Annotated in this window: 18 protein-coding genes; 13 read left to right on the top strand and 5 right to left on the bottom strand. The window is 58.0% G+C overall.

What is annotated here, in order from left to right:
- The first annotated feature begins 65 nt into the window (after nt 1-65).
- Genes M0Q23_06770 through M0Q23_06785 form a run of 4 tightly spaced genes read left to right on the top strand, consistent with a single transcriptional unit; the run spans nt 66 to nt 3842 of the window.
- Nucleotides 66-1814, top strand: a complete 1749-nt coding sequence (locus M0Q23_06770) for a 30S ribosomal protein S1 (protein ID MCK9528327.1) — start codon at nt 66-68, stop codon at nt 1812-1814.
- 53 nt (nt 1815-1867) lie between these two features.
- A complete protein-coding gene (sppA, locus tag M0Q23_06775; protein ID MCK9528328.1) occupies nt 1868-2764 on the top strand; it encodes a signal peptide peptidase SppA in 897 nt (298 codons plus the stop codon).
- Between the two features lie 3 nt (nt 2765-2767).
- Nucleotides 2768-3049: an integration host factor subunit beta gene (locus M0Q23_06780; protein MCK9528329.1), complete on the top strand. Its 282-nt coding sequence runs from the start codon at nt 2768-2770 to the stop codon at nt 3047-3049.
- A gap of 1 nt (nt 3050) precedes the next feature.
- Nucleotides 3051-3842, top strand: coding sequence for an enoyl-CoA hydratase/isomerase family protein (locus tag M0Q23_06785; protein ID MCK9528330.1), 792 nt, complete (start codon nt 3051-3053; stop codon nt 3840-3842).
- A gap of 188 nt (nt 3843-4030) precedes the next feature.
- Here M0Q23_06785 and M0Q23_06790 read toward each other — a convergent pair whose 3' ends face one another.
- From M0Q23_06790 to M0Q23_06800, 3 genes are all read right to left on the bottom strand, one after another.
- Nucleotides 4031-4306: a hypothetical protein gene (locus M0Q23_06790; protein ID MCK9528331.1), complete on the bottom strand. Its 276-nt coding sequence runs from the start codon at nt 4304-4306 to the stop codon at nt 4031-4033.
- 122 nt (nt 4307-4428) lie between these two features.
- The gene (locus tag M0Q23_06795) at nt 4429-7875 is read right to left on the bottom strand and encodes a UvrD-helicase domain-containing protein (GenBank protein ID MCK9528332.1); all 3447 of its coding nucleotides are present in this window, start codon (nt 7873-7875) and stop codon (nt 4429-4431) included.
- Nucleotides 7865-10588 carry a PD-(D/E)XK nuclease family protein gene (locus M0Q23_06800; protein MCK9528333.1) on the bottom strand — a complete coding sequence of 908 codons (2724 nt, stop codon included), beginning with the start codon at nt 10586-10588 and terminating at the stop codon, nt 7865-7867. The genes M0Q23_06795 and M0Q23_06800 overlap by 11 nt, the downstream gene beginning before the upstream one ends.
- Nucleotides 10589-10911: 323 nt before the next feature.
- Here M0Q23_06800 and M0Q23_06805 point away from each other — a divergent pair, with 323 nt between their 5' ends.
- From M0Q23_06805 to lon, 4 genes are all read left to right on the top strand, one after another.
- On the top strand, nt 10912-12114 hold the full coding sequence (locus tag M0Q23_06805; protein ID MCK9528334.1) for an FAD-dependent oxidoreductase: 1203 nt from the start codon (nt 10912-10914) through the stop codon (nt 12112-12114).
- A gap of 80 nt (nt 12115-12194) precedes the next feature.
- Complete coding sequence (locus tag M0Q23_06810; GenBank protein MCK9528335.1) at nt 12195-13649, top strand: aromatic ring hydroxylase; 1455 nt, start codon at nt 12195-12197, stop codon at nt 13647-13649.
- A 287-nt stretch (nt 13650-13936) separates the two neighbouring features.
- The gene (locus M0Q23_06815; protein ID MCK9528336.1) at nt 13937-14386 is read left to right on the top strand and encodes an Hsp20/alpha crystallin family protein; all 450 of its coding nucleotides are present in this window, start codon (nt 13937-13939) and stop codon (nt 14384-14386) included.
- Nucleotides 14387-14435: 49 nt separating this feature from the next.
- Nucleotides 14436-16838 (top strand): endopeptidase La, encoded by a 2403-nt coding sequence (gene lon, locus M0Q23_06820; GenBank protein ID MCK9528337.1) that lies wholly within the window; start codon nt 14436-14438, stop codon nt 16836-16838.
- 21 nt (nt 16839-16859) lie between these two features.
- On the opposite strand, the gene M0Q23_06825 is transcribed toward lon, so the two are convergent.
- Nucleotides 16860-17366 (bottom strand): NUDIX hydrolase, encoded by a 507-nt coding sequence (locus tag M0Q23_06825; protein ID MCK9528338.1) that lies wholly within the window; start codon nt 17364-17366, stop codon nt 16860-16862.
- Nucleotides 17367-17500: 134 nt separating this feature from the next.
- Here M0Q23_06825 and M0Q23_06830 point away from each other — a divergent pair, with 134 nt between their 5' ends.
- Both M0Q23_06830 and M0Q23_06835 read left to right on the top strand, forming a co-directional pair.
- Nucleotides 17501-17911: a PTS sugar transporter subunit IIA gene (locus tag M0Q23_06830; GenBank protein MCK9528339.1), complete on the top strand. Its 411-nt coding sequence runs from the start codon at nt 17501-17503 to the stop codon at nt 17909-17911.
- A gap of 101 nt (nt 17912-18012) precedes the next feature.
- Nucleotides 18013-18510: a PTS sugar transporter subunit IIB gene (locus tag M0Q23_06835; GenBank protein ID MCK9528340.1), complete on the top strand. Its 498-nt coding sequence runs from the start codon at nt 18013-18015 to the stop codon at nt 18508-18510.
- Between the two features lie 106 nt (nt 18511-18616).
- Here M0Q23_06835 and M0Q23_06840 read toward each other — a convergent pair whose 3' ends face one another.
- The gene (locus M0Q23_06840) at nt 18617-19795 is read right to left on the bottom strand and encodes a CoA transferase (GenBank protein MCK9528341.1); all 1179 of its coding nucleotides are present in this window, start codon (nt 19793-19795) and stop codon (nt 18617-18619) included.
- Between the two features lie 196 nt (nt 19796-19991).
- Between M0Q23_06840 and M0Q23_06845 the strand changes: the two genes are divergently transcribed.
- From M0Q23_06845 to M0Q23_06855, 3 genes are read left to right on the top strand one after another with little or no spacing between them, the layout of a single operon-like run.
- Nucleotides 19992-20816: a PTS sugar transporter subunit IIC gene (locus M0Q23_06845; GenBank protein MCK9528342.1), complete on the top strand. Its 825-nt coding sequence runs from the start codon at nt 19992-19994 to the stop codon at nt 20814-20816.
- Between the two features lie 29 nt (nt 20817-20845).
- The gene (rimI, locus tag M0Q23_06850; GenBank protein ID MCK9528343.1) at nt 20846-21373 is read left to right on the top strand and encodes a ribosomal protein S18-alanine N-acetyltransferase; all 528 of its coding nucleotides are present in this window, start codon (nt 20846-20848) and stop codon (nt 21371-21373) included.
- On the top strand, nt 21360-22190 hold the full coding sequence (locus tag M0Q23_06855; protein MCK9528344.1) for a dihydroorotate dehydrogenase electron transfer subunit: 831 nt from the start codon (nt 21360-21362) through the stop codon (nt 22188-22190). The genes rimI and M0Q23_06855 overlap by 14 nt, the downstream gene beginning before the upstream one ends.
- Nucleotides 22191-22204 lie beyond the last annotated feature (14 nt).

Raw genomic sequence — 22204 nt, forward strand, 5'->3', positions numbered from 1 at the left:
CTGCTGTGGTACGAATTATTTTTTTAACAGAGAGTTACACAATACGCCCAGGGGGTATGAGGTACATGGTTAACGATGACAACAAAACAGCCGGACAGATGAGTGAACAGGAAGAAAGCGCGGTAATGAACGGTGACACCGGAAACGCGTCCGGGCAGGCAGAGGCGATGACCTTTGACGAGCTCTTTGAACAGAGCCTGCAGGATGTGACAATCGGGAAAATGGTGACCGGCCGGGTCGTGGAAATAACCGGCGAATTCATCATGCTTGACGTGGGATACAAAACCGAGGGACGGGTCAGTGTCGCCGAATTCAAGGGTGAGGACGATGCCATAACCTGTGCCGTTGGTGATGAGATAGATGTGGTGGTGGATCGAAAGACCGAAGAGGACCTGATTCTTTCCCGGGAGAAGGCGGTACGGGCCAAGATATGGGATGACATCGTCGAGGCTCACGCCAACAAGACCTGTGTGGAGGGAATTATCGTAAGGAAGGTGAAGGGGGGCCTCACCGTCGACGTGAAGTGCGTCTCGGCATTTCTTCCGGGGTCTCAGGTGGATATCCGCCCTGTGAGGGATCTCGATCGATACATAGGCGAAAAAATGGAATTCGAGGTTCTCAAGTACGACAGAAAAAGAAACAATGTCGTGCTTTCACGTAAAACCATCCTCGAGCAGGAACAGGAAGAGCAGAAGAAGAAGGTCCTGGAGATGCTCAGAGAAGGCCTGGTGCTTGACGGTATCGTGAAGAACATCACAGACTACGGTCTCTTCGTGGATCTGGGAGGAATCGACGGTCTTCTTCACATCACGGACATGTCCTGGGGACGAATTCGGCACCCTTCGGAAAACTATGCCCGGGGCGATGCGATCCGGGTAAAGGTTCTGAGCTTCGATCCCGAACGGGAACGGGTATCCCTGGGTTTGAAGCAGCTGACGGAGAATCCTTGGGACAGCATCGTTGAACAGTATCCCGTGGGCGCTGTCATTGAAGGCAAGGTCGTCAGCATCATGGACTACGGAAGCTTCGTGGAAGTGGCGCCCGGCGTGGAAGGCCTGGTGCATGTGTCCGAAATGTTCTGGACCAAAAAGATCCGTCACCCCTCGAAGGTAGTATCCGTAGGTGATACGGTCAACGTGCAGGTGCTCGATGTGGACCCTGAAAACAAGCGGATATCCCTGGGCCTCAAGCAGACCATGCCCAATCCATGGGAACTCATAAAAGAGCAGTATCCCGAAGGAAGCATTATTAAAGGTAAAATAAAGAATGTCGCCGACTTCGGCATTTTTGTCGGCATAGATGACGAAATCGACGGCCTGGTGCATATTTCGGATCTGACCTGGAAAAAACGCGTGAAACACCCCTCGGAGCTCTACCGGAAGGGTCAGGAAATCGAGGCCACGGTACTCAACATCGATGTGGATAACGGCAAATTTTCGCTGGGCATCAAGCAGCTCGAACCAAACCCCTGGGAGCAGCTGAAGGAGAAATACGGAATCGGCGGTACCGTGACGGGAGTTGTCACCAATGTTACCGATTTCGGGGTTTTCGTCGAAATCGAGGAAGGTATCGAAGGCCTGGTACACATATCGGAATTGAGCAAAAATCGTGTCAAGACGGCAAAAGACGTCTTGAGCCTCGGAGAAACGGTGACGGCGATCATCAAAAGTATCGATATGGAAAACCAGAAGGTCGGGCTGAGCATCAAGGATTACGAGCAGTCAGCTGAACCGTCAGCCCAGCGCCAGTATGTAAACAACAACGAAAAGGTCGTCTCAAATCTCGGTGACTTGCTGGCGAACATAAAAATGTAACATCCACTGCAGGTGCGAGGTTGCGTCGGGATACCCGTCAGTTCAGTCAGCCTATGAGAAAACATCCCATTCTATTCGGCCTGTTGCTGCTTGCGGTAATGGGCCTGCTGTTTTTTCTGGTCGCGCAGGCCGTTCTTCTCTTCACCGGTGAACGCGACGGACACTCGGGCCGGCCGAAGGTCGCCGTCATCGAAGTGGAGGGCATGATAACCGATTCCCGGGACGTTGTGGAGCAACTCGATGAATATGGAAAATCCCGGGACATACGGGCCATCGTCATCAGAGTCAACTCGCCCGGCGGCGGTGTCGTTCCATCACAGGAAATATACGAGAAGATACTGAAGGTCAGGAAAAGCAAGAAGGTCGTGGCATCCATGGGGACCGTGGCCGCTTCGGGCGGATACTATGTCGCCTCGGCGACCGAGCATATCATGGCCAACCCGGGTACCATTACGGGCAGCATCGGTGTTCTCATGCAATTCCCCCAGCTCCGGGAACTGCTCGATAAGGTGGGGCTGCGGACCCAGGTCATCAAGAGCGGCTCCTATAAAGACACGGGTTCACCTCTGCGGGACATTACTGATGAGGAATTGAGCATTCTCCAGGCCGTGGTGGACGATATTCACGAGCAGTTCGTGGAGGCCGTCCAGGCGAACCGGTCCATCCCCCGTGAAAATATCCTGAAAATCGGAGAGTCCATGATTTTCACGGGACGGCAGGCCCTGGAAGAAGGCCTGGTCGATCAACTGGGCGGGCTGGAAGACGCCATAGCCGTCGCCGCGTCCCTGGCCGGCATCGATGGTGAACCCCTCGTTGTTTACAAGAAAAAGCGTGAAACGCTGCTCCGATATCTCATCAGGGAACTGGCGTCAGGCGTTTCAGATATTATGGTCAACGGCGGTACCGGTATCAGCTACGTTTACCGGGAAGATTACCGGCTCGGATACTGATTCATGACAAAACAGCAACTGGTCGAAAGTCTGCGGGATCGATTGCCTGACTACAAGCCGGGAGACCTGGCGATTGCGGTGGATATTCTTTTTGATTCTATACGGGACGCCCTGATTGAGGGTGACAGGATCGAAATCCGGGGCTTCGGAGTCTTTTCCGTAAAAACCAGGAAACCGAGAGTGGGTCGCAATCCCAGGACCGGGGAATCCGTCTTCATTCCGGAGCGACGGACCCTCTTGTTCAAGCCAGGGAAAAAATTAAAAGAAATGGTGGATTACGCGTAACATGTACTCAAACTACAATACCATTATAGTTTCCCGCGAGGACGGGTTTGCCACGGTTACTCTGAACCGTCCGAGGGAGTTGAACGCGCTGTCGCGTGAGATGCAGCTGGAGCTGATCGATTGCTTCACCAGGATGGAAGATGACAACACGGTACGGGCCGTCATAGTCACCGGCGGTGACTACGTGTTCTCGGCGGGTATGGATCTCAAGGAAATCGCGCCCCGTCCTGATAACGACGGCAACAACGACAATTACATTCTCTTTACCGTCAAGTACCTGCAGAAAATCTACACCTTCAAGCGGCCCGTCATAGCCGCCGTCGGGGGCATCGCCCTGGGGGGAGGGTTCAACCTCGCCACGGTCTGCGATATGATCATCGCGTCGGAAACGGCCATCTTCGGCCATCCCGAATTAAAGTTCGGCCTGAACCCGCTCTTCGATCCCCTGTCCCGATTCGTCGGGGCGGCCAAGGCAAAGGAAATCACCATGCTGGGAGAGCCGATGGGGGCGAAGGAGGCCCACCGCATCGGTCTGGTGAACAAGGTTCTCCCGCCGGAAATGTTCATGGAGGAAGCCAGGGCCATGGCACGTGAACTGGCCCAGCGGCCTGAGCGGGCCATTGAAGCCGTGAAGAAACTCTCGGACATCGTTCATCGTCTGGACAAAAAAACGGCACTGGAACATGAGGTCGAGATATCTGCGTTGCTTTACAATCTCAAGGAGAGCAGAGAGCAGATGCAGAGATTTCTCGAGGAACTCGCGGCGAAGAAAAAAAAGCAGAATCAGTCGTGAGGAACTCGTAGAAAATCGAAGACGTCCAGTGCGGGACGGCTTCGATACACGTATCGCGGGTACGGCGCGCATATCCCGAGGAATGGGGGTACTTCAGGGTGCGCCGCGGTGACGGAGGGAGGGGCTCAACGCGGTATCCGGTTATAATGCATGAGGTCATGCCTCCGGTAACCTTTTTTTCGAAGCCGTCAGTCTTCGTAGAACTGACTCGCGAAGTCCAGAAGCTGGTCCTTTCGCTTCTTGTGCTGAAGTTTTTTCAAGGCCTTCGCTTCAATCTGCCGGATTCTCTCCCGGGTGACGCCCATCATCTCGCCCACCTCTTCCAGCGTGAAGGGGCCATAATTACAGGCAACCCACGTGCAGTTACAGAAGGTGTCGGTCTTGAGCCACCAATCGCAGGTCGTGTCCTCGCACTTTTCAACAATAAAGGCGTTTGTTTTCTTGCATCGGTACAAGCTGGTCACCGCTCACACCCTTTCCGCCCGTTCGGGACTATTGACAACAGGGTTCTTCAACACGAATGATTGGATTGTGTTGATAAGCCACAAACAAAATTTCACTTAATATAATATTGTTTACTGTAATGTCAATCGCATAACTCTCTCCACACTCCCGGGGCAGTGAAAAAAATACCCGCCCGGACAGGAGTCGATTCCGGTTCGATAAAACACTTCAGAAGCCGCCGGTAGGCACCGATCTGGCTGCGGTACCGTTCTTCCTCGATCGCAAAGAACAGGTTCATGTCCTGTTCCGTCCCGGGTGTTCCCGTCTTGAAGTCGATGATCCACCAGCATGTTCCGTCGAAGAGAGCGAGGTCAATGGACCCCGAGAGCAGGGACGATGGTGACAGGGCGCTTTCCAGTTTCCATTCCGTTCTGACCGGTCCGACGGCCTTTTCAAGAAGGGTGGCAATGAATGGAGAATCGAGAGTTGCCCGTGTTTCCTCAAGTATGCCCGGAGTCAGGAGGAACGCTTCCTCACGGGGCACGCCTTCCCGAACCAGCGCGTCCGTTACCGCGCCTTCGCCGGGAAGCCCCTTTCCTTCCAGACCTCGTCGGAGAAGCCGATGGATCAGCATCCCCCGGATTGCCGGTATGGAGTACAGGTCCTCTTCCCGTGAGGCTCGCGCCGTGTCCGGGCCCGCATCGGTGTCGAGGTTTCCCGCCGAGGGTGTCTTCACGGACAGGGTCCGGTGTTCCGGCTGAATGTCCGGAACCGCCGGCATCTGATCGGCAAAAAGAGCCACGGGGGAATTCTCGTCGGGCATTTCGGGAGGAGCCGGATTGATTTCGAAAGCGATTCCGGCATTCACAGCGGGTGGTCTCCCGGGCCATTCCGGCATCAGCCCCTCCTGTCCGCCATGATGAGTCCACACCCAGGAGAGGGGGCTCATTCGGGGGGTAACGGGATTGCCCTGTTTCAGGCCCGTGATACCGCTCATGATCAGGCGGGAGCGTGCCCGGGTAGCCGCCACGTAGAAGAGCCGCTTTGCCTCTCCCGTCTTTCGATGTCTTTCGAGGCGGGACAGGATGCGATAGAGAGGATCCGGATCGGGTTTCCTGCGGTCCCGGCCTGTGGCGATGAGGTGTTCCTCCTTTTTGCCGGGAAGCCGTTCCACCAGGTAGGGAGGCGGACCCGAGATGCCTCCCGACAAAGGGTTCCAGTCCATGAAGGGGAGCAGGACCATGTCGAATTCAAGGCCCTTAGCCCGGTGGATGGTCATCATGTGGATGGGCGACCGGGCCGTTGTGGGATCCACGGGTTCATAGAAGGTTTCAAGCAACGCTTCGAAACGCTCCAGTGTTTCCTGGGGCGAACCTTCATCCATGTCGTCGAGAATACCGCAGAGACGAACACAGTTGGCCACCCCGCCCATGCCGTAACGGGCGGCTGTCCGGCGGGGTCCGTCCAGATCTTCCCAGAAGGTACGCACTACCCGTCCGAGGGGGTCTCTGCCGATTCTTTTCAAGGCCGCTTCAAGGGCATTAAGAAGCCCTTCCGTCTCGGGACGGCGGCGACCCAGTGCCCGTAGCTTCTCGATCCATGGTATTTCCGGTGACAGGGCCGCTTCCGCCAGTGTGGAGACATCGAACCAGGACCAGGGGGATCGAAGCAGTGAGGCCCAGGCACAGTCGTCATGAGGGCGGGCCAGGGCGCGGGCCGTCTGGAGCAGGTGCCCCGTTTCAGGACGGTCGGCGAGATAGAGTCCCTCCTGGACCTGCAGGGGAACGCCGTAGTCACTGAAGGCCTGCAGATAGGTCCGGAGGTGGGTCCGGGTAAAGAGAAGTACTCCCACCGACGCGCGGCCGCCGGTTTCAGCCACCAGTTGTTTTGCTGTTGCCGCCAGCCAGGCCGCTTCATCCGCCCGGGCGGACGAAGCGCCGCCGGGACCCGCGAACAGGGCCAGTGAAAGGGGAACGGAACCGCCTTCCGGGCTGCTTCTTCCGGCGATGGAAGGGCTGAAGGGTACTTCGTCCGCCTCGGTGTCGGGGTCCTTCATGACGGTGGTTCCGAAAACCTGGTTCACCCATTCGACAAGTTCCGGGCGGGATCTGAAGTTGGTTTCAAGGAGGCGGCTCGACAGGGCGAGAGGTCTTGAGCCCGAGCGGGGAATGCCCCCCTTCGCGTCATAGAAAAGATTCACTTCCGCGTTTCGGAATCCGTAAATGGACTGTTTCGGATCTCCCACGATGAAGACCGTTTTATCACCGCCGTCTTCCCAGCCGTCAATCAGGCGTTTCAGAAGTTCCCACTGCAGGCGGCTTGTGTCCTGAAATTCATCGATGAGGATGTGACGAAGGCGATGATCGAGGAAGAGAGCCAGGTCGGAAGGGTCTGTCGTGTCGAGAACACGGAGGGCGCAGTACTCCAATCCTGTAAAATCGGTCCTGGACCGGTTTTTGCAAAAGGTCTCGTAGTCGCTTATTATCGCGGCACAAAGAATGACCAGGTCGGCGAGCGTTTTTATATCGACGGCGGGCTCGTCGTGTCCGGGATACCCCCGGGTGTCGTGAAGCAGCCGGGACAGCGAGGACGGCATGTCCCGTATCAGTGTCCCCAACTCTGATTTGACAAACCCTGAATAAAAACCCCTGGCCGGGCCGGGTGTTTTCAGGGGAGTTCCCGACTTGGTGAGAAAACAGTCCGCCAGGCGCTTCCAGGCGGGCAGTTCCTCCCAGTCGGCGCCGGGCAGTTCCTCCGGCAGGCATTCGGCCACTTGGGCCCCCGCTTCGGAAAGATGGGCCCTGAGCCTCTTCCAGTCTCGTCCCAGGGGTGCCCGAAGGCAGCCTGCGGCCAGTTCACTGAGGCGACTTTCCACATAGAAACGGACCCTGTTTTCTAGTGATTCCCTGAAACGTGACAGGTCTGATCCTCCGGACGCGCTGATTATTGTCACCAGGTCGGCGAAACGGTCTCTCCTTCTGATCACATCGACCAGTTCATCCGTCAGGGCGCGCCGGTTGTTATCGTGGTAGAGGATGCGGTTTTCCAGGGCCCGTCTGCGTGGGTCATCGGAGGAAAGGGTGAACAGACGATCGATGGACCGGTGGACCGATTCAGCCGCCAGGAGCGATTGACTGGAATCGTCGATGATGCTGAAGCCGGGATTGACGCCTGCCTCGAGCGGAGCCCGGGATGCCAGGTAATGACAGAATCCGTGGAAGGTCATGATGTTCAGGTCGCCTGACAAAGACGCGGGCCGCAGACGGTCTTTGTGATGATGCAGGGCCTTCACGGCGGCGCGGAACAGTTCCTCCTCAGCCGGTCCGGGGGGAGAGCCTTCTCGCAGCGGCCCGGGGTCCATGGCTCCCTGCAGGGCGTCGGCGATGCGGGTTCTCATCTCCCGGGCCGCCTTTTCCGTGAAGGTAAGGGCGAGGATTTCGGCGGGATGGTCTACCTGCGCCAGGAGTTTCACGAACCGTGTTGTCAGGAGCATTGTCTTTCCCGATCCCGCGGGTGATTCCACGTGGAAGGAGCGGCTTGTATCGAGCGTGTCGCGCCGGGCCGGCGCGTCGGCCGGGTCAGTCGTCACGGCGTCCCTCCCGATCGTTGTCCGTTTCTTCTTCATCGTCCCGTGAAAGTTCCCGCAGGAGACCCCGGCTGCATATCATTCGGACGGAACAATCCCGGCAGGGCTCCGTCTTGTTTGTTTCTTCCGGCACAAGAGGCCAGGGATCGGGGTTAAACCGTCCTTCGGCGATGAGCCTGCCCGCATCGGCGACTATGGCCTCCCAGGATGCCAGAGACTCCGCGATTTCATGAATCACCTGGTACCGGATGTCACCGGCCGATTTGACCTGGATATACCCGCCTCCGTGCAGTGAGAGCCTTTCATCGCCGCCTGCCAGGTCGGGTATGACGCGATCACGGAGTGCCAGGAGGTAAACGGCGAGCTGGGGTTCCGTGAAGTGCCGGCAGATGTCCGCTCGCGTCGGAATCCTGCCGGTCTTGTAGTCGTAGCAGGACCATCCCTCTGTTTCATGGTAATCGACGCGGTCGATCCTGCCGTTGAGCGGGAAGGGGCAATCATCGATCACAAGACCCTGGAAGCTCTTCTCCTCGGCGCGGCAGAGCCAGCCCTCGCCACGGTGGGTCCTTTCGGCTTCCAGCCAGGATGCGAGCACGCCCGAAACGTCCGATTCCGGAGAGCCGAGGAGTCGTTTCTTTTCAAGGCCCCAGGCGGGATGGTCTTCAAGCCCGATGAATTCTGCGTCCACGCACCGGGAAAGCAGATCCCATGCCTGTTCCCGGTTTTCGACGGGATCTACGGCCTGTTCCCGGAGCTTCGCCGTGAAGGACGCGAGTATGTCGTGGATTCTTCTGCCCCGTTCCTGCGGAGAAGGAGGCGTCGTTACATCCTCGAGCGGTTCGATAGCCAGGAGTATCTCGACAAGAAACAGAAAAGGGCAGGTGAGGACGGTCTTCAGGCGTGACGACGAGAGGCCCCGGGAATGCTTTTCCGGGAATGCCGGGTGGTGGAAAGGCAGTGTATCGGTTCCGATGGGTGGCCCTCCATCATCGGTTTCAGCCGATGACAGACCCTCCCAGGCCGCTTTCAGCCACGATGCCCGAAGCCAGGCGGGATCGGGGTTTGTCCAGATGTTGATCGAGGTCCGTTCCTCGTTCCGGGGCCAGAAGGGGGACGGGGTGAGAGGGACCGTGTCCTCCTGTTCAGCCCTCATAAAGACGATGGAAAGGGCGGAATGAAGAATCCTGTTGATGGCGATGTCTGCGAAGTCGAACTGGCTCCGGGTGGTTCCGCCCTGGACCATGGCCCGTTCGGCACTGTCGAGGAAGGGCAGGGGACGGACCGGTCGGGGGAGGGAACGGTCATTTGCGTCCAGCAGGTAGAGTCTGTCGAAGGTAAGTCCTCGGGCCTCGATCATGCCCATGATCTGGATTCCGGCGTCTTCCGCGCGTTCGGGCTGGGTCCTTTGAAGGGAGGCCTGGTGGGTCAGCCAGTCGAGAAACTCGCCGCCCGTGAGCGTCGTGTCCCCCATGTGGTTGAGAAAATCACCGGTCAGTTCTCTCAGGTGCCGCCAGGCGAGCCGGTCCGTCTCATCGGCCATGACGGGAAAGCCGAGAACGTCCCAGCAGTCGCTGATCGTCCCAATCCAGGAGGAAAGAGGGGCCCGCCCTTCCTCGAGGTGTGTTTCGAGGGAATGCAGTACCTGGGCTGATTCGTTGAAAACGAGGCTTTCGAGGTCCCTCGCGGCTCCCCTCAGGGAACGGCGAAGTTTCTTCAGACCGCCCGTCACGCCGTTGGCCCGCCAGATCCGGTCGGCACGGGCGACCGTTGCCCTGGACGACTGCCAGCATCGATAGTAGGGAGAGAGGATCAGACTGAGCAGGAGGCTCCGGCTTTCCCCTTCGAGGAACATCCTGAGCGGGAGCAGGGCCGCTCTGAAGAGGGGCAGATGTGAAAGCCGGTCTCCAAGGGTGATGTTGAACCAGCTTTCCCTCGGCGAGGCTGCCCTGCCGAGAACCTCTTCCAGGTTCGTGGCGAGTTCGCGGCCGTAGTGTTCCAGTTCGGGAACGATGACGCCGATCCGGTGAAGGGGGACGGTGCGGGCGTCTTCGGCGAGGCAACGGCACAGGCAGGTGATTTCCTGTTCCCGAGTAGGAAGCGACAGGGCCCGGAGCGAACCCCGGACGGGGTTTGTCAGAAGATCGCGGACTGTCCGGGATGCCCTGCCCATGAGATCGAAGAGATCTTCTTCAACGGGTGCGGGAGACTCGAATCCCATGATGGAGCAGTTCTCGGGAGGGCTGATGGAGCCCTCTTCAATGGCCTTTCGCACGTGAAGCACCGTTTCGGCCGGATGGAAGAGGCCGTTTTCGGCCAGACGCGCGAGAAACAGACTGCAGACCGATCTGCGCCATTCCACAAGGCCGGTGGAGGGGAGTCCCTTCCCGGTGTCTATCCTGTGGCGGATCAGGATGCGGCAGGTCTCGTCCAGGGACTGGTACAGGGACGGTCTGCCTTCGAGAGGGGCCGGTGGAGGGAATTCGTCCACAACCTGCTTCCAAAGGGCCAGGCGCAGCAGATCCGGAGCGGGCGCCCGTTCCGGCCACGAATCGGCCCATTCCCGGTCGAGCCAGGCGTTGAGACTGATAATGTCCGGCCGTTCCCATCCACGTGCGCCGCCCTTGAGAAAAGCGTCGCGGGAGGCCCTCTGAAGGCTTCTGGCGAGCCGTTCCGTAGATGTGAGTATGAGACGGGACGAGCGCTGCTGGTCAGGCATGGTTTCCTTCCGTTGCGAAGAAGACAGTTGATCGTACCGGGATGGTACGTCATGGCGGCCGAGGGGGCAAGATAAAAGAATCCCGGATTAATATTTGCAATTGCCCGTCCGGTGATGCTAGAGAGTATAAAAGCGCGAGTCCGCTGCCGCCGCCGTCAAGAGGTCCACACAGAGTACAGGAGGAATCCATGAACGAATCCGTCGTTATCGTGGGAGGAGGCGCCGCCGGTCCTTCCGTCGCTGCCGAGGCCAGGCGGAGAGACCCGTCACTCCGGATCACGATGGTTGAGCGTGGCGACTTTGTTTCCTATGCCGCCTGACCCATGCCCTATTACATCGGTGATGTAATCAGGGATTACAACAAGCTCGTGGTGCGGACGCCCGGGCAATTCATAGAATCCGGCGTCGACGTCAAGACGGGAACCGCCGTCGAGGGTATTGACGCGGAAGCGGGGAGGGTTCGTCTCTCCGACGGGACCCGCCTGTCCTATGACATCCTGGTCATGGCCACCGGCGCGGACGCCCTGCGCCTTGACATCCCCGGCGCGGACCGTGAGGGAGTGTTCGTGATGAGAAATCTGGCGGATGCCCTTCGCCTGAAATCCTTCCTGAATGACAACGAATGCCGCAGCGCGGTCATCATAGGCGGCGGGTATGTCGCCCTGGAAATGTGCGAGGCCCTGAAAACCCTGGGCCTGGAGACGACGGTCATGGTTCGCCGGGACCGTCCGGCTGTGCGCTGGGACGCCGAGTTAACCGCCATGATGATAGATGAACTGGAGAGACAAGGTGTCAACTTCATGCCCGGGACGAGGCCGCTTTCCGTTGAAAAGGGAGTCGATTCCCGGCTCAGGGTGATAACGGACCAGGGAGAGCTTAATGCCGATCTGGTTCTCATGGCCGTCGGCGTCAGGAACAATTCGAGCCTGGCACAATCCATAGGTTGTGTCCTGGGTGAAAGCGGTGCCGTAAAAGTGGATTTTTACCAACGAACCTCCCGGGACGAGGTCTATGCCGTGGGCGACTGTTGTGAGGTCTTTCACCGTGTCGCCGGGAGATGGGTCTATCTGCCGCTGGGCGACATCGCCAACAAGCAGGGGCGCACGGCAGGCAGAAACATAGGCGGCGCGACGGCCCCATTCGAGGGAGTGGTGGGCGCGCAGTCCTTCAGGCTGTTCGATCTTGAAGCGGCCGCGACGGGTCTCACGGAGAATGAAGCACAAACCTATGGTTACCGGCCTGTCAGTACTCTGATATGGGGGCTTCCCGTGGGTCGGTCCATGTCTCGGGGCGAGAAGCTGGGCGTAAAGCTCGTGGCCGACGCGCCGACGGGAAAGCTTCTGGGTGCCCAGGCCGTAGGAGAAAAGGGGGCCGTGGCGCGGATCAACAGCCTTTCCGTCGCGCTCTGGTCCGGGCTGTCCCTGGAAGAGGTCGGATACCTGGATCTCGCGTACTCACCGACTTTTGGTGGTGCCTGGGATGCGATCCATGTGGCCGCCCAGGTGCTGATGAGGAAACTGACATAATAAGAGGTCGGGAGCCCCGGGACGGAAATCCGTCCGCCGCGGGAACCCCGTGACCTGAACAGCAGACAGGAGGGGAAGCGATGCCATTAATGACACCGGAGCAGTTTGAGGAGAGTTTGAAAACCATCAAACCCCGTATTTTCATGAACGGGAAAAAGGTCGACAACATTCTTACCAACAAGATTACCAGAACCGTTGTCGAGGCGAACAAGGCAAGCTATGAGTGGGCCCTCGACCCGCAGTACGAAGATATCATGACCTGCCACTCACCGCTCATCGATGACAAGGTGAACCGCTACACCCACGTCAGCACCGGTATCGACGATCTCGTGGCGAAGGCCAAGGCGGGCACATTTACGTCGGAGATGCTCGGGACCTGTATATACCGATGCGTGGGGTACGATTCTTTCCACTCGCTCTACGCGACAACCTGGGAAATGGACAGAGATCTGGGCACCGAGTATCACCCGAGGCTTCTGGAGTATCTGAAGATGGTCCAGCGGGAAGACCTTTCCGTCGCGGGTGCCTTGACGGAGCCCAGGGGCAGCAGGAAAGAGAAGACCCTGGAGTGGAAGGATCCCTTCCTGTCCCTGAAGATCGTGGACAAAAACAAGGACGGGATCGTTGTTAAGGGCGCAAAGATAAACATCAGCGGGGCCTATGCGAGCCACTACATAAATGTTCTCCCCCAGGCCGCCCACTACAAGGGCGAAGAAGACTACGCCGTCGCTTTCGCCACGCCGGTGGATGCCGAAGGCATAACCTACATATGCCAGTACACGCCCAGTTCGGCTGAACGGGAGCAGGCGGACGACATCGAGGAGCTCGGCAATCCTCTCTACGGCCAGCGGGAGACCTCCATGGTCATATTCGACAATGTTTTCGTTCCCTGGGAACGGGTATTTCACTGTGGTGAGTATCAGTATTCGGAAAAGCTTGTGGCCCGCTTCGCCAGGACCCATCGAATGACCTGCGGGGGGACCTGCAAGGTCGGGTTCATGAACCAGATAATCGGCGGCTGCAAGCTGCTGCAGGAATACAAGGGTCTGGACAAAGCCGCCCACATCAATGACCAGATCATGGAAATGGTGGTCCTGCGCGAGACGAGCCGTTCCTGCGGCCTTGCGGCGGCGCATGACGGAAAAGAGGATCCCGAGGGTTCGGGCGTGTTCATGCCCGACGAACTGATGGGCAATGTCTCGAAGCTCAACGTGGCAACGGCGTTCTGGAGGGTCATGGCATTGGCGGGGGATATCGGCGGCGGCCTGATCGTCACCATGCCGTCCTTCAAGGATCTCAGGAACCCCGAGACAAAAGATTACGTGAATGAATATCTCGGTTTCGGTTCTGAAACGCCGACGGAGAATATCATGAAGATCACCAAGTTGCTGCAGAACTGGACCGCCGGCCTCCATGGCGTCGGAACCTGGCACGGAGCGGGTCCCGTCATGGCGAACAAGATAATGCTGCAGCGGGTCATTGATTATGAGCACGAGAAGTGGCTCGTGAAAAAAACGCTCAACATCAGGGATTGATGAACTCGTACAATGTCGAAAAACGTCTGATAGAGGACGACTTTGTAAAAAGCTCTTTGAGGCACGGCGTGCGCATTCCGAGGACCGAGGCGTACTGTGCGGTACGCTGCAGTGACGGAGGCCGGAGCGCAAACGAGCATCAGGGGCTATAGTGCCAGGCAAGCCTCCGCTGCCATTTTACGAAGTCGTCAGGGCCGGTATGGGCAGACGCGATTTCCCCCGTGACACTCGATGGAGGGGTGAACCTGCCGTCCCTCGGGATTCACAGGGAGATTCAGGAGAGGAACATGGATTTCATCAAGATACGTTTCAGTGACGAGCGCAGGCTGTTTGACGTGGAAGGACACAGTTCTCTTTCGGAGGCGATGCGTTTTTTCGATCCGGCACTTACGGTGTACCGTCGAATCTGGAGACCTGCCGTGGACATCTACGAAAGCCCGGAATTGTATACCGTCATCGTTGAATTGCCGGGGGTGCGCAACGAGGATCTTCACCTGGAAATCGACAGCCGTACGGTGCGCATACACGGGTCGAGAGAGGAACGGATTCGAGCCGGACAGTGCCGGTACCGTCTTGCCGAAATAACCTACGGCAATTTCGAACGCACACTCACCCTCGCCGTTCCCGTCGATGTCGATGGCGTAGAAGCAACCCTGTCCGGGGGGTTCCTGGAGATACGGATTCCCAAGATTCCGCCGGCCAGTGCGGTTTGCAAGGTTTCTATCGGCTCTCACTGATAGAGTCAATTGTTCTATTCCTGTCCGCTCGCGCAAAGGAGAGGTATTCATGATCGAACAGCAGCTGTCGGAAGACCTGAAAGACATAAAAGTCCCCGATGTTCTCTCCATCCTGCCTGTATGGAATGTGGTCATCTATCCCCATATGACCTTTCCCATGGAAGTAGTCGGCGAAAGGGCGGTTGCCCTCGTTGACGAAGCCATGACGGGGGACCGATTGATCGGTCTGGTCATGACCAGGAAGATTCCCGACGAAAATCTTCCCGATCCCGATGATATACACCATGTGGGGACCGTCGTCGCCATCCTGAAAATGGCCAACGCCGGTGACAACAAGGCCCATCTCATCCTCCAGGGGCTCCGTCGCTTCAAGATAGAAGAGTTCCTGACGGGAAAGAATTACCTGACGGCGCGGGTGAAGACCCTCATTGACCGAGAGGCCGAAGGAATAGAAATTGAAGCCCTCATGGTCAATCTGGTGAGTCTTTTCGATCGGGTCGTAAAACTGTCTCCCTTTCTGCCTCAGGAGTTCGGCGCCATGGCGAAAGCCATACGCCAGCCGGGCGCCCTGGTCGATATGATTGCCGCCGTCATAAACGTCGACGCGGAAGAAAAACAGAAAGTCCTCGAAACCCTGGACATTCGGGAACGCCTGGAGATGGTGACACGCCTGGTGAATCACCAGGTGGAAATACTTGAACTGGGTAACAAGATACAGACACAGGTCAAGGGTGATTTTGACAAGAGCCAGCGGGAGTATTATCTGCGCCAGCAGCTGAAGGCCATTCAGGAAGAGCTGGGAGAGACCGACGATCAATCGAAAGTCGAGATAGAGGGATACCGGTCAAGAATTGAAGAGAGGGGGCTTCCCGAGGAAGCCCGGAAAGAGGCTGAACGAGAGCTTTCACGACTTTCCCGCATGCATCCCTCATCGGCGGAATATACCGTGGCTTCCACGTATCTCGACTGGATAACCTCACTTCCCTGGAACATTGAAACCAGGGATGTCCTGAATATTAAAAAGGCCCTGAAAATTCTTGATGAAGATCATTACGGCCTGCTCAAACCGAAGAAACGGGTTATCGAGTACCTGGCGGTCCGAACGTTGAAACCCGACACCAAGGGGCCCATACTCTGCTTCGTTGGTCCACCGGGAACGGGCAAAACCTCCCTGGGTACATCCATAGCCCGTGCCCTGGGACGGAAATTCGTAAGGATTTCGCTGGGAGGTGTCCGGGACGAAGCGGAGATCAGGGGACACCGACGGACCTACGTTGGCGCCCTGCCGGGCAGAATCATCCAGGGGATACGCAGGGCGGAGACCAACAACCCCGTGTTCATGCTCGACGAGATCGACAAACTGGGAATGGACTTCAGGGGAGACCCCTCATCAGCGCTCCTGGAAGTGCTTGATCCGGAGCAGAACAATTCCTTCATGGACCACTATCTGGATGTGAGCTTTGATCTGTCCCGGGTCATGTTCATCACCACGGCCAATATACTTGACACGATCCCGCCGGCGCTCCGTGACCGCCTGGAGGTGATCGAACTGCCGGGCTACACACTGGATGAAAAGATCAAGATTGCCGAGCGGTACCTCATTCCCCGACAGATCAGTGAAAACGGTCTTCAGCCCCGACAGGTAAAGTTCACGAAAGCCGCAAAGAAGCAGATCATCGCGTCCTATACCCGTGAGGCGGGCGTGCGGAATCTTGAACGGGAAATCGCGACGCTGTGCCGAGGCATTGCCAGCGCCATAGTCAGAGGTGAGGCAGCGAAAACGGTGATCGGTGTGAAGGATCTTCACAAGTACCTTGGTCCCCCGAAAATCATACCGGAGAAAAACATCCGTATAGCAAAACCGGGGGTTGCCATGGGCCTTGCCTGGACACCCGCCGGGGGAGAACTGCTCTTTGTGGAAGCCACTGCCATGAAGGGGAACAAGGGGCTCCTGCTCACGGGTCAACTGGGGGACGTGATGAAAGAATCCGCCTCGGCGGCCCTGAGCTTCATACGGACCAACGCGGAAGAGCTGGGCATCGACAGGGATTTTTACGATAACATGGATATCCATATCCATGTGCCGGCCGGAGCTATTCAGAAGGACGGACCGTCGGCGGGTGTAACGATCCTCACGGCGTTGACGTCGCTCCTCACGCAGCGGACCGTGCAGCAGGACCTTGCCATGTCGGGAGAGATTACCCTTCGAGGGGCGATCCTCCCCGTAGGCGGAATCAAGGACAAGGTGCTGGCGGCGCACCGGGCGGGAATAAAGTCCATCATTCTTCCGAAGTGGAACATGAAAGACATGGAGGATATCCCCAAGAACGTACGGAAGGATATAACATTTTATTTCTTCGATGAGATGATGGATGTGGTGAAAACGGCCCTTTCAGGCCCGACACCGGCGGGATCGGGCAGCCTCAGAAACGCCGGGACGAAAAAATCCTGAATGACCCGTCCGTGTCCGGGGTTACCCCGATGCTTTTTTGGTTCTGAAATAGTCCGACAGTATGGTGCCGTGGTCGAAGACGATCGGTTCCGGGAGGCTGTCCCTTGTGAAGAGGCCGATCCGGGCCGCGTCATCGTCGGCTTCCGGCGTTCCCGTCGCACGGGCGATGAAAACCGTGGATATGGTATGAAGCCTCGGGTCCCTGTCAGGGTTTGAATAGCTTCCCATCTGCCGGAGATCGGTGACATCGAGCGATGTTTCTTCGCGGGCTTCACGTCGGGCGGCCTCTTCAAGGGACTCGCCGTAGTCGACAAAGCCGCCGGGGATCGCCCAGCCGACGGGTTCATTTTTCCGGTAAACCAGCAGGATGCCGTCATCGATTTCGATTATGATATCAACGGTCGGGACGGGGTTCCGGTACCGTTGGACGGGGCCGCCGCAATGCGGACAGTTTCGTGTCGCTGGAACGGTCATGGGATATCCTCCCTGCTCGCCATGGCTGATTTTTAATTGTATAAGCCTGATCATCCCCCCTGTCAATCCTGTTCGGCCCGCCGGTGTCCCGTTTTCGCGGCCTCTGCCTAATCCCTTGACAATTGATGGCTGATTCATTAGCCTACAGCACTACGGCCTACGGCAATAAACCGTCGAACGGGGGAGATATGATAGGTGTAATAGTAATTACCCACGGGAATCTCGGAAGGGAGCTGATACGGGCCGCCGAGTTGATCAAGGGGGAGATGAAGGGCGTACTTCCCGTTTCAGTGGATGCCACAAAGAGTGTGGAAGATCTGAAAAAGGAGATCACCACGGTTCTCAAGAAAGCTGACTCGGGAGAGGGTGTCCTTATCCTGACGGATCTTTTCGGCGGGACACCATCCAACATATCGCTGTCGTTTCTGAAAAAGAACAAGATTGAAGTCGTTACGGGCGTGAATCTTCCCATGCTTCTGAAAGTGCCCACCCTGAGAATGGAGATGAAGCTTGCCGAATTTGCCGATTCCATCGCCGAATACGGCAGGAAGAATATTTACCTGGCCGGCGCCATACTGGACAGGAAAGCCGACGACTGACAGTGTCGCGAACAGTTCCCGCCTTTCCCGCCGGGGAGCGGGTGACCGAAGAGGCTTCCGCGCGAAACCTTCGGTGAGAGACAAGGGGTTCGATCCGGGCGGTGAAACGATCGCTGGTACGCATCGACAACAGGCTGGTCCACGGCCAGATTCTCGAGTCCTGGGTTCCGTTTCTCAGGGCGTCCCGCATTATTGTCGTCAATGACGACGTTACGGGTGACCTGTTCCGTGAATCGATCATACGAATGGCCGTTCCGAAGGAGATCGAACTCATCGTCCAGAGTGTCGAAGAATTTGCCCTGGGGCAGCCGGCCGACGGCTCCGACAGTACTGACGCGAGACACACGATCATTCTTTTCAGCGGGATCAAGGATGTTCTCAGGGCTCACCGGCTCGGTGTCCGGTTTGAGTCGATCAACGTGGGGAATGTTCAGAACAGCTCGTACAAGAAGAACATGGTGGGGAGCCACCTTCGATTGAGCGACGACGAAATCGACGATTTGATGACGCTGGTTCGCCTGGGTGTCAGCGTTGAAATCAGGAGCGTTCCCCGGGACAGGCCGGAATCGTTTGAAAACGCGGTACAGTGCCTGCGCTGAATACGGCGGCGGCAGCAAAAAAAGATTTTTTGTCGCTCTACGCCCCCGGAACGGCAACACGCGAAGGGCCGGCCCCTGATGATACTCCGGCGCGATGCTGTTTACCTCAGGAATTGTCGGTCGTATCCCGCGGGAATCCCGCTATAATCCGCATTATTTCTTCCCTGTGTTCGTCCAGCTCCGGTGCCTTCCGGGCGGTGAGGATGTCGGGCGTGTCGTCGTACTTGACGGGATTACCGGCAATCCTCAGGGAGGGATCATGTTCGAGAGGGATGAGCATCTTCCGCCAGGCGAGTTGTTCCGACCTGAAGAGATCCTGTACTGTTTGTATCGTTCCGCAGACGATGCCCGCCTCGTCGAATTTCCGGACCCACGCATCGACGGTGTTCGCGGAAAGAGCTTCGTTTATGGAGGCCGTGAGGGCTTCCACGTTTTGTGTTCTCAGGTTGTTGGTAGAAAATCGGCTGTCCTTCGCGAGGTCCGGTCGTCCTATCAGGTCGCAGAGAAGCTGGAAATGTCTGTCGTGTCCCACGGCAATGACCACGATCCCGTCCCGGGCTTCGAAAGCGCCGAAGGGTGTTATGGACGGATGCCGCGATCCGATGGGCCCCGGCACCTTACGCGTTATCTGGCAGCGAATGATGGCGTTTTCGAGAACGGAAACCATGCTGTCGAGCATGGCCACATCAACGCGCGTTCCTCCTCCGCTCCGGCCTCGTCTGAAGAGCGCGGCGATTATGCCGATTGCCGTGTACATGCCGGTTACAATATCGCTGATCGACGTTCCAACGCGGGTTACCCGGCCGTCCTCAAGCCCGGTTATGGACATGATGCCCGAAGCGGCCTGTATGATCATGTCGAAGGCGGGTTTCTGCGAATCCGGTCCGCCGTGGCCGAATCCGCTCGCGCTGGCATAGATGATGTCCGGGTTGATGTCCCTGATACGGTCCGGCGAGAAACCGAGTCGTTCAAGAACGCCGGGGCGGAAGTTTTCGACGATAACATCGGAAACCCTGATCAGGTCGGTAAAGATCTGCTTGTCCCGTTTGTTCTCGAGGTCAAGGGCAATGGATTTCTTGCCCGAATTGACGCTGATGAAATACCCGGAGTGTTTCTGCTCCTCGTCGATGAATGGTCCGTAGTGCCGTGACTCGTCTCCCGTCACGGGCCGTTCGATTTTGATCACCTCGGCACCGAGATTGCCGAGGATCATGGTGCAGAACGGTCCGGCAAGGACCCGGGTGAGGTCCACGACCCTGATTCCGGAAAGAGGCTGTTCCTTCATGAGCGACCCCGTATGGTAGAGTTATGATTGTTCTAACCACCGCCGGATCGGCTGTCAACCTGAAAAACCGGTGTGGAAACGATTGACTTTGCCGCGGGTCTCACCTATTGTGATTTGATAATACGAACACTCGGTAACGCGGGGGTTGCCCCCGCGCGCGTCCTGAAGCACAGGGCCTCCTCCGGGGTACGCCGCAATGACGAAGGAGAAAAAGCGCGACAAGGCATCCCCGAACTTATTACGCAGTCGTCAATGGTGCGCCATGGCGGAAGACACACGCCGGGGAACGTATCATGATGAACGGGACGGATGGAGTGCCATGTGGATTCCCGCCTCTGAGGTCGCGCTCCTGGGAGGCCTGTTGTGCCTCGACAGGATCGCCCTGCAGGTCATGATCTCGCGGCCCGTCGTCGCGGGCCCCCTCGTGGGGTTCGTCCTGGGAGACCCCATGACGGGTCTCGTGACGGGGGCCATGATCGAACTGCTCTGGATAGACCGGTTTCACATGGGGCGGTATCTACCGCCCAACGATACGGTTGTTTCCGTTCTCGTAACGGCCGGCACCATCCTGTCGGCACGAGGCATCCCGGGAGGCCCGCCGCAGGAGCTGGCGGCGGCGGCGGTTCTTCTCTTCGCTCCCGTGGCCTTCATCGCCCGATGGGGCGACATGCTGGTGGCCTCATCGAACACGTCCCTGTCGGAAGCGGCTCTGGAGGATGCCCGACGCGGTGATGCCCGTGCCATCGTGCGGAAGCACTATGTCGGCATGGCAAAGACCTTCGCCTTGTCGTCACTGCTGATTTTTCTGTGCCTTACGGTCGGTACGGTAATCTTGAGGGAGTTCTTCCCGGTTCTGCCCGAACGGGTTCTTTCAGCACTGACGATCGTGTACTGTGGTATTCCCGTCATCGGCATGTCCGTGGCGCTTTCGACAATCAAGGTGAGAGGGGCACTGCCGGTTTTTTCAGGCCTGTTCCTGGTCGTGCTCATTGTCCTGCGCCTCTGGCAGGGCGGAGGATAAACCGGAATAACGGAGGAGGACTCCCTGTCGTGACAGAATATCGCCGGGGCACAGACGGAAGCGGTTTTCTTGCCATCAGGGACATGGCGACGGATGATCTGCACGAGGTGCTTCGCATAGAACGGTCATCCTTTCCGAATCCCTGGACGGAAGGCATGCTCCTGGACGAGCTGTCTTCCTCGTGCTGTGTGAGTCGCGCCGCCTTCTGCGACGGGGCCGTGGTCGGCTACTGCTCCTTTTCGCTGGTCCTGGATGAGGCGCACTTGAGAAGCATCGCGGTTGACGGTTCCTTCCGCGGCCGGGGCGTGGCATCGGAACTCCTGGCAGACATGATCGGCATCTCCCTGGAACGGGGCGCCCGATGGGCGGCCCTTGAGGTGCGACCCTCCAACAGGAGCGCGGTCAGCCTCTATAACCGCTTCGGCTTCCGCGTCACCGGCGTCCGCCCCCGCTATTATGCCGATACCAGGGAAGACGCGCTTATCATGTGGGCGGACCTTACCAGGTCATGCCCCTCGCCGGCGAAAGGATTAACGGGTTCCGATGAAGCAGGTTAAGGAACGCGCGCGGGGTATCGTCCGTTCAAATCGTGAGGTGGCGCCGGAACACCGGGTTGTGAGGATCGAGCTTCCCCGGACGTTCGCTGTCGCCACACCGGGCCAATTCGTGATGATCAGGACGCCCGGCGCGGATTCGCCGCTCCTGCCGCGCCCCTTCAGTATTTATTCCCGGGATGAAGGGGAGGGGACGCAGTGGATCGATCTCCTCTACCGCGTTGTCGGCGAGGGCACACAACAGCTGGCCTCCCGGGGGAATGGTGACGGCATCGATGTCCTCGGTCCCCTGGGGAAAGGGTTCCGGATAGACCCCGGGCTTCGAAGAATGGTACTCGTTGCCGGTGGAGCGGGAGTGGCGCCTCTGAATTTTCTGGCCGAGTATTGCCGGAGAAATGACGTCGATCGGGAGAGGGAGATATGGGCTTACCTCGGTGCACGAACGGCGGGTCTTCTTGCCGGTCTCGACAGGATTGAGGCGGTCTGTGACCGTGTCCTCGTTGCCACCGACGACGGGAGCCGCGGTTGCCGCGGTATGGTGACGGACTGTTTCAGGAACGATCTTCCGTCGCTCGCGCGCGACGGATCCGACGTCTATGCCTGCGGTCCCGGACCGATGATGAAAACGCTGGCGGAACTGTCTGAAAGGGCCGGTCTGCAATGCCAGGTGTCGGTGGAGGAGCGTATGGCCTGCGGTTTCGGGGTGTGCCGGGGCTGTGCCGTGAAAGTCAGGCCCGCCGATCCGGAGCCCCGGTACCGTCCGGTCTGCACCGACGGCCCCGTTTTCGACGCAAGGGATATTGACTGGGATGACAGCTGAAAAACCGGTCCTTC

The sequence above is a fragment of the Syntrophales bacterium genome, assembly GCA_023228425.1.
Taxonomy (GTDB): Bacteria; Desulfobacterota; Syntrophia; order Syntrophales; family UBA2210; genus MLS-D.